Source organism: Methylocystis borbori, assembly GCF_036576025.1.
Lineage (GTDB): Bacteria > Pseudomonadota > Alphaproteobacteria > Rhizobiales > Beijerinckiaceae > Methylocystis > Methylocystis borbori.
This window is the reverse complement of the sequence record NZ_JAZHYN010000066.1, coordinates 1-13,314: the sequence shown is the minus strand read 5'-3', so window position 1 is coordinate 13,314 and position 13,314 is coordinate 1. Positions and strand designations below refer to the sequence as shown.

The following is a 13,314-nucleotide window of genomic DNA, read 5'->3' as shown; positions in this document are numbered from 1 at the left end:
GCCCGGCGCGGCGGCTCGGCGTCGTCGTGGCGCGCGCCCTCAGTGCGCCGGTCGGTGAACTCCAGCGTCTGGCGCGTCAGCTTTTCGATGGCGCGCAGCAGCGGCCGCTCGCCATTGTCGCAAAGCGAAATCGCCCGCCCCGTCGCGCCGGCGCGCGCGGTGCGGCCGATGCGATGCACATAGGCTTCCGGCGTTTCGGGCAGTTCGAAATTGACGACATGGGTGACGCCGTCGACGTCGATGCCGCGCGCGGCGATGTCGGTTGCGACCAGCACCCGCGTATGGCCCTTGCGAAAGCCTTCGAGCGCGCGCAGCCGCTGGCTCTGGCTCTTGTTGCCATGGATCGCGTCGGCCCCGACGCCGGCGTTTTCCAGATGTTGCGCGACCCGGTCCGCGCCGCGCTTGGTGCGGGTGAAGACGATGGCGCGCGAAATCTCGCGGTCGTTCAGCAGCTCCACGAGCAGATCGCGCTTGGCGCCGCCCGAGACCAGATAGACATGTTGCGCCACGCGCTCGGCGGTGGTCGCGGCTGGCGTCACCGACACTTTCGCTGGATCGCGCAGCATGTCGTCCGCAAGCGCCGCGATTTCGCGCGGCATGGTGGCGGAGAACAGCAGCGTCTGCCGCTGCTTCGGCAATTTCGCGACGATCTGGCGGATCGGGATAATGAAGCCGAGGTCGAGCATATGGTCGGCTTCGTCGAGAACGAGCGTTTCAGTCGCCGCGAGCCGCAAGCGGCCGCTGGCGAGATGATCGAGCAGGCGTCCCGGCGTCGCCACCAGCACGTCGAGGCCGCGCGAAAGCATGTCGTTTTGCGGACGATGCGACACGCCGCCGACGATGACGCCGACGCTCGGACGAAAGAACTGGCCATAGGCGCGGAAACTGTCGGCGATCTGCGCGGCGAGTTCGCGCGTCGGCGCGAGAATGAGCGCGCGCGCCGTATGGGGCGCCGCCCGTCGGCGATCCGCGAGCAGCCGCTGCAAGATCGGCAAGGCGAAGGCGGCCGTCTTGCCGGTGCCCGTCTGGGCGACGCCAAGCAGGTCGCGCCCTTCAAGGAGAGCGGGAATGGCCTGGGCCTGAATGGGCGTCGGGGTTTCGTAGCCTTCATGCGCAAGCGCGCGCAGCAGGATCTCGTTCAAGCCGAGATCGGAAAATTTCATCACTTGGTTTTTTCTTTCAGTTGTCGATTCGAGCCGCGACGACCGGCGGGCGGAGAGCCGCGCCGGCGCAGGGCCTGAAAAAGGAGACTTGCCCCGCGTAATGGGCCCGTCGGCGTGGGGAAAAGGGGGCGCTCGACAGCTCGTCGACAGGGACGTCGATCTACGCGGCTGGAACGCCTCATGCTGCGACGCAGCACGCTTCTCATACAGGAGCGCCGCGCCAAGGTCAATGCGGCGCAAGAAAGCGCCAGCGCCTCGAACTCGGGTTAATTTCAGCTCGCTTCCCGCCGTCATGCCCGCGCTTGTCGCGGGCATCCACGCCGGACGATCGCGAAACGCATCGCGCGGAGACGGCATGTCGGTTCATATTCTCACATTCGCATGCTGTCATCGCGCGGATGGCCGCGGCAAGAGCGCGCTTAGAATTTCATCGGAGGCGACAAGGTCCGTCCGCTCGCCTATAAGCCGCGGAACAAGCCCCAAGTACGAGAGCCTCATGGTCGCCATCGCGAATTTCGACTCTGCGGAAATGCTCAACACGCTCGTCTCGCTCGCCGTGGCGATCGTTCTGGGCGCGCTCATCGGCGCGGAGCGCCAATACCGGCAGCGCACAGCGGGGCTGCGCACCACGGCGCTCGTCGCGCTCGGCGCCTCCGCCTTCGTCGATCTCGGCATGCGGCTCATGGGCAATCAGGGCGCGACGCAGGTTCTCGCCTATGTGGCGTCGGGCGTCGGCTTTCTGGGCGCCGGCGTCATCCTCAAGGAAGGCATGAATATTCGCGGCCTCAATACGGCGGCGACGATCTGGTGCTCGGCGGTGATGGGCGCCTTCGCCGGCGCCGACAGGCCGGTCGAAGCCGTGCTCATGGCGGGCTTCGTGCTCGCCGGCAACACCTTCCTGCGGCCGCTGGTGCATCTCATCGAGCGCGCGCCCATCGACGAAAGCGCGACGGAGGCGGTCTATGAGGTCCGCGTCGCCACCATCGACGCGCGGCGCGACGCCATTCGCGACCTTATGATCGAAAAGCTCGAAGCCGCCGCCTATCCGATTCAGGACATCGAAGAGAACGAGCGCGAAGACGATGTCGAGATCGTCGCGACGCTCGCGGCGACAAGCGCGAAGAGCGACGAGCTCGACGCCATTGTCGCGGCGATCGAGCGGCTCGCCGGCGTCACCCACGCCACCTGGTCGTCGCGCACGAGCGATTGAAGGGGCGGCGAGGAGGGAGGCGCCGCCTCGAGTCGTGGTTCTGCTTGAATTTCGGCTTGTGACCCATGACTACGCTGCGGCAACGCGCAAATTGGCTAATTTTCACCTTCGACCCTTTTCAGGGGAGCAGTCCAGCAGTGCTGCGGCGCTTGGCGAACTCAAACTGTGCGGCTTCCAGCCTCATTCAAACTTTGCTTGACGTGGCACGCGCAGTCACTGATTTCCATTCGTCGTTGCTTATGAGAGTCGAGTGGCTGATCCTAAGGTTTAAACAACCTTCGATGCTCAGCATTGTTTTCTGAACAGATTTCGCAAGCGCCTGCGACATCCAGGGGCTGAGTGTGATCCGACGAATCCAAGCAATGTCAATGGGAAAATCCTTAAACTCCAGAGGTTTGCTCTTGTCGATATAGATTACGCGATATTCGCATTCAGGCGCATAGGGCTTTCGTTTCAGAAACGGCAATTGCTCAACGTCGATGGCGCTGCGCTGCGCCAGTGACTTAACAAGCTTGTAGTCGACCGCTCCTTGTTTGATGCCGGAGGATTTCTCGAAGCTCTTCAGCAACAGTGCTTTGTCAAATTCGATACAAACGCCGTCCGAACCGTGCGAAAAGACGCGCCAGTGGTGATAAGTCTCGTTGGTCTCTGCAAAGCAAAGTGCGAGAACGGTCTCGACCCCTAAAATGCGCTTATATTCCGCCATAAAGTAGGCGTCATTTTTGTCATCCCAGGTGGCTGGGTTCAACAGTGTGATGCGCTTCGTCTGAAGGAGATGGATCGCTGCCGCCAAATTCGTATATCTGCGGAAGCCTCCATACGATCGTATTTTCCGGGGCTTTGCAGTTGCTTTCTTGGTCGCTGTTCTCATCATTTCCGCGCAAACCGGGATTAGCCGGATGGGCATCCGGTTCGGATACAAGATCCTTCCCAATATGGGGCTTTGACAATGCCAAATCTTGGGGGTTGCACGCCATGAGCGCACAGCTGTGTGACTGGTCGTAACCTGACTTATTACAGTGGATATGGACGAATCGCTCGCCGTCAGGGCGCGGCCGCCTCATAATTTGGCTCGGACTCATGACGCGCGAGCGCTTTGCGCGGGTGACGCTAAGGACGGCGGTCTCAATTCCCCCATCATCCGCAAGACGTGCTCGAACACCCGAGTGAAAAGCGACCCCCGCCCTGCGGTAAAGCAGCGCCTCGCTCGTTGATCCGGTCGAGGAGTGTCCATAAAGGGCGCTTCGCGGCATTTGAATCGACCCCACCTCCCTCCCCATCCATCTTGCTCTTGACTCCTTTCCCGCTTAGCCTTTCGCGCGAGTGCCGGTCGATTCGTCGAGTCAGCTGTCGCGAACGCTGTGAAGTTCGCGCTTTCGAGGGATCAGAATGATGGATCGGGACACATTAGATCACGCCGCATTTGGGCGGAATCGCCCAAATGCGGATAACGTGATCGACTCCAAAAGTTCAGAGCGCGCTTTACGCGAAAAACCGGATTCCACTTTTTCGCAGCGCGCTCTATGCGAGATAACCGAGTCCGCCCCCCTGCCGAGCCACGCCGCCGACGACAGCGCCGCCGCTTTCTCCGCCGCCGACAAGAAGACTATCAGCGAGGCCGCAAGGGTCGTCGCGCAGGGCAAGCACCGCTTCTATTCGCTGGTTCTGCCGAGCAGCCTGCTCGCCGAGACCTGCATGGTCGAGCCGCGCGTCGAAAATCCGATCGAGGGCTTCCAGCGCCTGCTCGACGAAAAGCGCGCCAAGTCCATCGCCAAATATATCGACGCGGGCTTTGGCACCGTGCCGGGCGCGGTGGTGCTCTCGGCCCAGTCGCGCGCGCATATGCAGTTCGACCGCGAGAGCGGCATGCTCGCCTTCCGCCGGGACCCCCGCGCGTTTCTCATCATCGACGGGCAGCATCGCGTCTTCGGCTTCAAGCTGGCGAAGCGCGCGGTCGACGTGCCGGTCGTGATCTACAACAAGCTCTCGCGCTCGGAAGAATGCCGCCTGTTCATGGACATCAACACCAAGCAGCGGCCCGTCCCCAACGAACTCCTCCTCGACATCCGCCGGCTTTCGCAGGTGGAGACCGAGGCCGACGCCCTGCTCCATGACGTCTTCGATCTCTTCCACAATCGCGACGACAGCGCGCTCAAGGAATTGCTGAGCCCGGCCGAGCGGCGCAAGGGCATGATCTCGCGCGTCACCTTCAACGCCGCGCTGCGCTCGATCCAGGGCGCTTTCGTCGACGCCCCCGCGGAAGAAGTCTATCCCGTCCTCAACGCATATTTACGCGCCTGCCGACACGGCCTTGGCCTCCACGACGCCGACGCGCAGATCGCCCATCCGGCGCTGTTCAAGGCGCTCACTCTGCTCTTCACCAATGTCGCCGAGCGCGTCGCCGATCGCCACGGCGGCAAATATACGGTGAAGAATTTCGAGGATGTGCTGATCCCCTTCTTCAAGCGCCTGAAGAAGTCGGACCTGCCCCGCGCCGGCATGAGCCATGTGGCGCTGCATGAGCATTACAGCAAGGCGCTCAGCGCGGGCTTCCTGCTCAAGCAATGGCTGTTCGCGTAAGGCGAAGGTCGGCGCCTACGCCATGTCGGGCGCGCCGCGCACGGTGAGGCCGTGCTCGGTCTTCTCCCAATGGAAAGGGCGCCGGCAGAGTTCGTAAAGCGCGCGCCAGGCGGAAAGGCTCAGCATGAGGAGCCACGGCGGCAGGAAGAAGAGCCGCGGCCAGAGCGGCGCGAGTCCGCGCCGCCGCATGCCGAGGAGAAGCGGCCATAAAAGCGCGCCGGCGCCGGCGAGCGCGAGAAAACACCACATTGTGCTGAAAGCGATCTCGACGGGCGAGACCGGCGAAAACAACCGGCCTTCGACCGCGTCATAAGCGACGCGCGCCATCACGAAAGGCCCGAGCAGCGGCCCAAACAGGCCGCCCGCGAACATCGCGAGCACGGCGCTCGCGCGGCGTGGGCCAAGATCGGCGAAAAGCCGCCATGGGCGGCGGCAATGCACGAACAGCGTCTGCATCCAGCCTTTGAACCAGCGCGTGCGCTGCCGCACCAGCGCAAAAAACCCGGCCGGCGCCTCCTCATAGGTCTCGGAGGCGAAGGTGCGGATATAAAAGCCCGCGCGCGCGAGCCGCAGGCCGAGATCGGCGTCTTCGGTGACGTTGAAAGCGTCCCAGAAGCCGACCGCGCCCAGGGCCTCGATGCGGAAATGATTGGAGGTGCCGCCAAGGAAAAGCGGCAGGCCCATCGCCGCGAGACCTTTATTATAGACATCGAAGAGCGCGGCGTATTCCAGCGCGAAGAGCGCCGTCATCCAGTTCACCGCGGCATTGTCGATGGCGAGACTCGCCTGCAGACAGGCGACGCGGCGCGGCAGGCGCGAAAAGAGCGCGGCGGCATGGCGCAATTGGCGCGGCTCGGGAAAATCCTCCGCGTCGAAGACGGCGATGAGGGAGCCGCGCGCCAGCGGCATGGCGACATTGAGCGCGCGCGGCTTGGTGCGCGGCGCGCCCCTAGGCGCGACGACGATCTCATGGGGCGCGCGCGTCGGATGCGCCCGCAGCGCCGACGCGGTCTCGTCGTCGTCCGCCTCGAGGATGAATTTCACGTCGAGCTTGGCGCGCGGATAGTCGAGCCTATCGATCGCGCGGGCGAGCTGGCGCGCCACGGGCGCTTCCTTATAAAGCGCGATGACGATCGTATAGACCGGCAATTGCGCGTCGCTCTGGCGTTTGCCCGCGCCTTCGCGCGCCTCGAGACTCGCCGCGCAGGCGAAGAGCCTGAGAAAAACGCCAAAGAGAAAGGCGATGGCGAGCGGCAGCGCGCAGACGAGCCGCACAGCGTCGACAGGCGCATAAAGACCGGCCGTGACGGCGAAGAGCGCGACGATGAAAAGCTTGAGCGAGCGACCCCGAAGGCAGCCGCGCACGCACAAATCCTTATCGACCCGTTCGGCGAGAAAGGCCGCGGCGCGGGGGGCGGCGCTCGGATCGGCGCGCCGCAAAGCTTCGATGAAGCGCGCGCGCGTTGTGACAGCCACGAAGCGGCGGCCTCTGACGACTCGCGCGACGCCGATCAGGCGAATGAGGCTGGCGCCGTTCGGGGCGAAAAGCCATGACGAGCCGCCGGGCGCGTTCCGCAAGCGGGCATAGCCGCGCCGGGCCGCCGCAAGACTGGAGATGGCCAATTCGAATGGCCGGTCCACGAATGCGACGTCGAGATAATGCGCAAGCGCGCGATAGAAGGTCTCTTCGGGGACGAGGCCCTCGGCGAGCAGCGCCTCGTCGGCGCTGACGCCCTGACGTCGCCCCAGAGCCGCCGCATAATGCAGCGTCGCGTCGGGCACGCCGTAATGGGCGAGAAAGGCGATCTCGACCGGCGGCGCGCGCGAGGCGGTCGGCCGCGAGAGAAGGGAATGGCGCGTCGCCGCGGCGTCCGTCGGCGCCGGGCGTCGACGCCGGAGGGCGTGAAGATCGTCCTTGATCCGCGGCGCGCCAGACGCAAAACTATCGACGGGAAGGAAACTCATGCAATAAGCTCTTAAAAAACGAGCGCGGCCTGACGGCGCCTTTCGACTTCCAGCACGAGCTTCGCGATAAATTAATGCATATTTACAACAAATCACGCCGCCGCAACATCGCCCTCTGGGCCCTGAGCGCGGCGATCGCTCTCGGCCTCCTCTGGGTCCGCCTCGCGCCGGCGCAGGCCGTCGAACCGCCGGCCGCGACGCAAGAGGCGCCGGCGACGCCCTGGGCGAGCGCCCCGTCGTTCTGGGATCCGAACCACATTCCCGAAAGGCCGGACCTCTCTGGGCTGCGCCAGATCCGCTTTCTGACCGAGGACGACTATCCGCCGTTCAACTTCCTGCTTCCCGACGGCCAGATCGCCGGCTTCAACGTCGATCTCGCCCGCGCCATCTGCCTGGAGCTGGATATCGCCTGCACCATCCAGCGCCGCAGCTGGGACCTGCTCATCCCCGCGCTCAACGACAACAGCGGCGACGCCGTCATCGCCTCCATCGCAATCAATGACGACACCCGCAAACAGGCGGATTTCACCGCGCCCTATCTGATGACGCCGGGCCGTTTCGCGATGCAGGCCGACACGACGCTGAAGTCGGCGTCGCCCGCCGCGATCGGCGACCGCTCCGTAGCTGTCGTCGCCGGCTCCCGGCACGAGGCCTATCTGAAAACCTTCTATCCGCAGGCGAAGCTCGCGACCTTTGAAACGCCGGCTCTCGCGCGACAGGCGCTGAAGAACGGGCGCGTTCAGGCGCTCTTTGGCGACGCCATCGCGCTGTCTTACTGGCTGAACGGCGCAGAGGCCGCCGAATGCTGCGTGTTCAAGGACGGCCCCTTCACCGATCCGCGCTTTTTCGGCGAAGGGATCGGGATCGCGGTCAAGAAGGGCAATGCGCCGTTGCGCCGCGCGCTCGACTACGCCTTGGCGCGGCTCGCGCAGCGCGGCGTCTTCGGCGAGCTTTATTTGAAATATTTTCCGGTCGGGCCGTTTTGACCGGCCGCGCGCGCTGATCAAGATGATCGGCGGCGCGTCTCAAATTGAGACAAGCAGGCGCGTAGCCACGCGCCGAAAAGGCCGCGCCGCCGCGCCGACCAAGACTTGCGCCCATTCTGACGGCCGCGTTAACGACGTTTGCGAATACGCGGCAAGCGCATGTTTCAATTGCCGGTCAGGGGCGGTAAGGTTTGGTTAATCTTTGTTCACCGGGGGGCGCCTGACGGCCCTGCCCGGCGCGGCCGGCCGCATGGGGGCCCTGCGCCGCTTGGAGACGATGCGATGGCGAAATCCGGGAAAATCCAGGACGTGGCGTCCGCCACTCTGACGGCGATCGAGGAGGCGCTCGATCTCAGCGCGCCGCCGGCCGCCGAAGGAGCCGCATCAGAGGAGGAAGCCAAAAACGGTCCCGACGCCCTCGCCGGCGCGAAATCCGATTCCGCCGAGCCGGGCGCGGCCGCCCGCGCGGAAGCGCCGCCCGTCCCCGGCCGCGGCGATCCGCTCCGGGAGCCGCCCCGTCCCCAGGCGCAGCCCGGCGTCGTTGCGCCGTCCTTCGCGCCCGCCAACGACGATCGCCGCAGCGTCGGCGAGCTGCGGCAGGCGTTGCGGATCAAGCCCGACCGTTCGATCATGGCGATGACCTTCGGCTCGATCGTGCTGTGGGCCGCCTGCTGGTTTATGTATGTCTACTACCACCAGGGCGAAATCGTCGACGCCGACGGCTCGCTGCTCGCCCCCAAGCCCGTTTTGACGCTCGCGGCGCTTGTCGCGCCGATCATCTTCCTGTTCATCACCGGGCTGATGGCGCGCCGCGCCCACGAGATGCGGCTCATCGCCAATTCCATGACCGAGGTGGCGATCCGGCTGATCGAGCCGGAAGCCATCGCCACCGAACAGGTCATCTCCCTTTCCCAAGCCATTCGCCGCGAAGCGGCGTCGATGGGCGACGGGATTGAGCGCGCGCTGGCGCGGGCCGGCGAACTCGAAGTCATCGTGCGCACCGAGGTGACCAATCTCGAACGCTCCTATACGGAGAACGAGCGCCGCTTGCGCTTGCTCATCGACGAATTGACGCGCGAGCGCGAAGCGATCGTCGTCAACGCCGACAATGCGCGCACCGCGCTTTACGGCGCGCGCGACGCGCTGTCGCATGAACTCGCGACGACGTCGGCGCATCTTGCGGAAACGGTAAGCGAGGCCGGCGCGCGCGTCGCCTCCTCGCTCGGCTCCAAGGGCGAGGAGATCAGGCTCGCGCTGGAGCAGGCCGGCGACGGCTTCGAAATCGCGTTGTTGGGCCATGGCGAGAAGATCATCGGCGCGCTAAGCCAGACCGGCGACGAGGTCGCTCAAAAAATCGCCAGCGCGAGCGACGACGTGACCCTGCGTTTCGCCGAAGGGACTGAAGAGGTCGCCGTCAAGCTGCAAGGCGCCGGCGAGACGCTCGCCGAGGATTTCCGCGCGCGCGGCGCAAATATTCTCGCGCGTTTCGAGGAGATCGGCGCGGGTTTCTCGCAGTCCGTCGACGGCCAGGGCGAGCGGCTCGTCGCGCGCCTCGCCGAGACGGGCGGCGCCATAAGGGAAACCATCGAGACCCAGGGCGGCGCGCTCGACCGCTCGCTCGCCGAGACGCAGCAGCGCTTCGCCGCGCGCATCGGCGAACATGTCGAAAACGCCAGGACCACGTTCGAAACGGCGGAAGGCCGCATCGTGGGGCTGCTCGAAGACACGCATCGCAAGGCGCAAAGCGAATTCGAACTGCGCGGCCAGGCGCTTCACGACGCCATGTCGCGCAGCCTCAATCAGAGCTCCGCGGCGCTCGTCGAGCAGGTGGACGCCCTGCAGGCGCGCTTCGTCGCCGGCGCGAGCGAGGCGGTGTCGGCCATCGGCCTGCACGGGGACCGCGTCAACGAAACGCTCGCCGATAATCTGCAAGCTTTCGAGCGGAACGTCCTCGCCCGCGGCGACGAAGTGGCCGCCCGCCTCGCCGAGCGCGGCGCGCAGATCGAAACGACGCTCGCCGATCGGCTCGCCGGCTTCGAGGAGGCCGTCGTGCGCAACAGCGCGGAAGCGGCGATGCGCGTCGCCGAGCATGGGGACCGGGTCAGCGCCGCCCTTGCCGAGAGCGTCGCCGGCTTTGAAGAGACCTTCCTCCGCCATGGAGACGACGCCGCCGCTCGCGTCGCCGAACACAGCGGACGCGCCGCGGCGACGATCGCCGCGCAGCTTGCCACTTTCGAGAACGCCCTCGCGCGGCAAACCAGCGACGTCGCGATACGGGTCAACGAGCAAGGCGAACAGGCCGCGACGACGCTCGCCGCCCAGCTCGCCGCTTTCGAGGACACGGTCGTGCGACAGGCCGAGGAAATCGCCGTCCGCGTCCACGAGCAGGGCGAACAGGCCACGACCGCGCTCTCCGCCCAGCTCGCCGCCTTCGAGGATTCTGTCGCGCGACAAGGCGAGGAAATCGCCGCCCGCGTCAGCGAGCATGGCGAACGCGCCACGAGCGCGCTTTCGGAAGGCCTCGCCGCTTTCGAAGACGTGATCGCGCAGCGCAGCGAAGAGGTCGCGACGCGCGTCGTCGAACGGGGCGAGCGCGCCGCCGCGAGCCTCGCCGAGACGCTGACGGCCTTCGAAGGCGTCGTCACCCGCGGGAACGAAGAGATCAACGGCGCCCTTGCGCAGAGCCTCGCATCCTTCGAGGACGTTTTCGTACGCCAGGGCGGCGAGATCGCGCAGCGCGTCGCCGAGAACGCGGATCGCGCCGAAAGCGAACTCGCCGATAAACTCGGCGCCTTCGAAGCGGCGGTCAGGCGTCACAGCGAAGACGTCACGGACCTCGTGGGCGAGCACGCCAAGCGCGTCGACGACCTGCTTGGCGAACGCATGACCGCGCTCGAGACCGCCGGCATGCTGGTGGCGCAAACCATGGAGACGACGCGCGAACGCGCGCTGCAAGACTTCGAGACGCATGGCGCGGCGCTGCGCGACAATTTGCGCCAGAGCGTCGCCGAGGCCGCCGCGACGCTCGCCGAAAACTCCAACGCGATGCATGAGCGGTTCTCGACGACGGCGGGCGACGCCGTGCTGGCGATCGCGACGCAGGGAGAGCGGCTGCACGAACTTCTTGCCGACAAGCTCGCCAATTTCGAGGACTCCGTTCTGGCGCAGAGCAAGGACGTCGTGGCCTCGCTGGCGGGCCACGGCCAGCGCATCGCCTCGACGCTGGGCGCGCAGTTGAACCAGTTCGAACATGCGCTTCTGCAAGGCGGCGGCGAAATCGCCGATCGCGTCGGCGCGCATACCGAGCGTTTCGTCGCCGATGTGACGGAGCGGCTCGATCATGTCGAGGCGACGATCGCCGGACAGGGCGCGCAGCTCGTCGACAAGCTTTCCGTCGGCGCCGAGGACGCCGCCGCCCGCTTCGACGCGCAGACGCAGAAGCTCACGAGCGAAATCGACGATCGCCTGCAGTCGCTCGATCACGCGATCCGCACGCAGGGCGGCGCGCTCGTCGACCGGCTATCCGCGCAAGTCGATCATTACAACTCCCGCATCGGCGACAATTCCCGCCATTTCGCCGACGAAATCGACGCCCGCCTCGCCGAGATCGACGAGACGCTCGAGAACAAGGGCGGGCATCTCGTCGAGAAGCTTGGCGCGCGCGCCGACGACCTCGCCTCGACGATCTCGACCAAGATCGAAGACTTCGAGAGCGTCACCCAGACGCGCGCCAAGGAAGCCGCCGACCGCATCGACGAACTTGTCGGGCGGGTGGACGCGGGACTCGGCTTGGGCGGCGAGATGCTCAAGGAGGCGCTCGCCAAACACGCCAGCGAGATTTCGAATGTGATGGACGGCGGCGGACGCGAGATGATCGAGGCGATCGACGCCAAGCTTAGGGACGTCGACTGGATGCTTCTGTCGCGCTCGACCGAGCTCGCGCAAACGCTCGCCATGAAAGCGAACGAGATCAACGAGACGCTCGGCGGACACGCGAAGGAGCTGGAGACGACGCTCGACGGACGCATCGAGCTTTTCGAAAGGAATGTCGTCGACCGGCTCGGCTCCGTTTCGTCGGAGTTCGACGAACGCGGCCGCCTCGTCATCGACACGGTCGCGGCGAGGCTCCAGGAAATCAACGAAACGCTTACCGGCGCGCGGCGCGAATTCGACACGACGCTACAGGCGCGCGTCGGCGATCTCGGCCAGACGCTCGCCGAACGCGTCGCCGAAATCAGCGGCGCGCTCGATGCGCGGCTCAATCATATGCAAGCCATCCTCAACGACCGCGGCGTCGCCGTCGCCCATGATCTGACGAATGTCGGCGAAACGGTCGCCAGCGCCATCGAGAGCCGCGGGGCCGCGATCGTGGCGCATCTGGGCGAGAAGCGCGAGGAATTGACAAGAGCGCTCGACGGCTCGCGCGAGGCGTTGACGCAGGCGCTCGACGCCGGCGCGCGCTCCTCGGTCGGCGCGCTCGTCGCGATGAACGACAAGATCCGCGCCGAACTGCCGACGGTGCTCGACAAGCTGGGCCAGACCAATGTTTCGCTGCAGGCGATCATCGACCAGACGGGCGGCAATCTCGTCAATCTGGAGAAGGAGCTCGGCAAGCGGCTCGTCGAATTCCACGGCGCGCTGGACGATGTGAGCGGCCAGGTGCAGCAGATCAGCCATGTGGCGAGCGGCACGATGCACGACGCCCGAACGATCGTCGAAGGGCTCGAAGACCGTCAGAACTCCCTGGCGCAAAGCGCCGAGAAACTGGCGCAAAGCCAACAGGCGCTGGATGCGACCATCGAGGCGCGCCGCCATTCTCTCGAAGAGCTGGTTGCGCTCGTCGAGGGCCGGCGCGCCGAATTCGAAGGCGCGCTGACGCATTTCGCCGAGCTGATGGATCAATCGTTCCACGCCGTCGAGGCGCGCTCGCGCGAGGTCGGCGGCGCGCTGAACGAAACGACGAGACAGACCGCCGATTTGATCGGGACGCGCTTCGCCGAAGTGCGCGCCGCCGCCGAAGGCGAACGCGAGCTGACGTCGGAGGCGCTCCGCGCCGCCTTCGCCGAGGCCAATGAGGAGATCGCCCGGCTGTTTGGCGAGGCGCGCTCCAAATTCGACGCCGCCGCCGAGGACATCCGCGGCCTCGCGCGCAACATCCGTCACGAGATCGAGGAGACGCGCGAGGAAGTGCGCCGCGGCGCGATGGAACTGCCGCGCGAAACCGCCGAACAGGCGGCGACGCTGCGGCGCGTCGTCGGCGATCAGGTCAAGGCGCTCAACGACCTTACCGATATTGTCGCCCGCTCGAGCCGCGTCTACGACATCGCCGAGCAAAGCGCGCCGACGAAGCCGCGCGCCGCGCCGACGACGCCGACGCGCGCCGCTGAGCGCCCGGCGGTCCAGACGCGGG

Annotated in this window: 7 protein-coding genes; 4 read left to right on the top strand and 3 right to left on the bottom strand. The window is 65.8% G+C overall.

The features are described 5' to 3' along the window. The coding region (locus tag V3H18_RS15405) for a DEAD/DEAH box helicase (protein WP_332082953.1) at nt 1-1,163 on the bottom strand (1,163 nt) is incomplete at its 3' end. A gap of 496 nt (nt 1,164-1,659) precedes the next feature. Here V3H18_RS15405 and V3H18_RS15400 point away from each other — a divergent pair. Further along, nucleotides 1,660-2,373, top strand: coding sequence for an MgtC/SapB family protein (locus tag V3H18_RS15400; protein ID WP_332082952.1), 714 nt, complete (start codon nt 1,660-1,662; stop codon nt 2,371-2,373). Nucleotides 2,374-2,557: 184 nt separating this feature from the next. Here the strand turns inward: V3H18_RS15400 and V3H18_RS15395 are convergent, their stop codons facing one another. Next, nucleotides 2,558-3,166: a DUF2971 domain-containing protein gene (locus V3H18_RS15395; RefSeq protein ID WP_332082951.1), complete on the bottom strand. Its 609-nt coding sequence runs from the start codon at nt 3,164-3,166 to the stop codon at nt 2,558-2,560. 659 nt (nt 3,167-3,825) lie between these two features. Here V3H18_RS15395 and V3H18_RS15390 point away from each other — a divergent pair. Continuing rightward, nucleotides 3,826-4,953 carry a DGQHR domain-containing protein gene (locus V3H18_RS15390; RefSeq protein WP_332082950.1) on the top strand — a complete coding sequence of 376 codons (1,128 nt, stop codon included), beginning with the start codon at nt 3,826-3,828 and terminating at the stop codon, nt 4,951-4,953. A gap of 15 nt (nt 4,954-4,968) precedes the next feature. Here the strand turns inward: V3H18_RS15390 and V3H18_RS15385 are convergent, their stop codons facing one another. Further along, on the bottom strand, nt 4,969-6,918 hold the full coding sequence (locus V3H18_RS15385; protein WP_332082949.1) for a glycosyltransferase: 1,950 nt from the start codon (nt 6,916-6,918) through the stop codon (nt 4,969-4,971). 74 nt (nt 6,919-6,992) lie between these two features. Here V3H18_RS15385 and V3H18_RS15380 point away from each other — a divergent pair, with 74 nt between their 5' ends. Next, the gene (locus tag V3H18_RS15380) at nt 6,993-7,904 is read left to right on the top strand and encodes a transporter substrate-binding domain-containing protein (protein ID WP_332082948.1); all 912 of its coding nucleotides are present in this window, start codon (nt 6,993-6,995) and stop codon (nt 7,902-7,904) included. A gap of 282 nt (nt 7,905-8,186) precedes the next feature. After that, on the top strand, nt 8,187-13,314 hold a 5,128-nt coding region (locus V3H18_RS15375), incomplete at its 3' end, for an apolipoprotein A-IV repeat region-like domain-containing protein (RefSeq protein WP_332082947.1).

What these genes read in the sequence shown, in the direction of transcription:
- V3H18_RS15380 (WP_332082948.1), top strand. Translation starts at nt 6,993, where the DNA reads ATGCATATTTACAACAAATCACGCCGCCGCAACATCGCCCTCTGGGCC.
- V3H18_RS15385 (WP_332082949.1), bottom strand. Translation starts at nt 6,918, where the DNA reads ATGAGTTTCCTTCCCGTCGATAGTTTTGCGTCTGGCGCGCCGCGGATC.
- V3H18_RS15400 (WP_332082952.1), top strand. Translation starts at nt 1,660, where the DNA reads ATGGTCGCCATCGCGAATTTCGACTCTGCGGAAATGCTCAACACGCTC.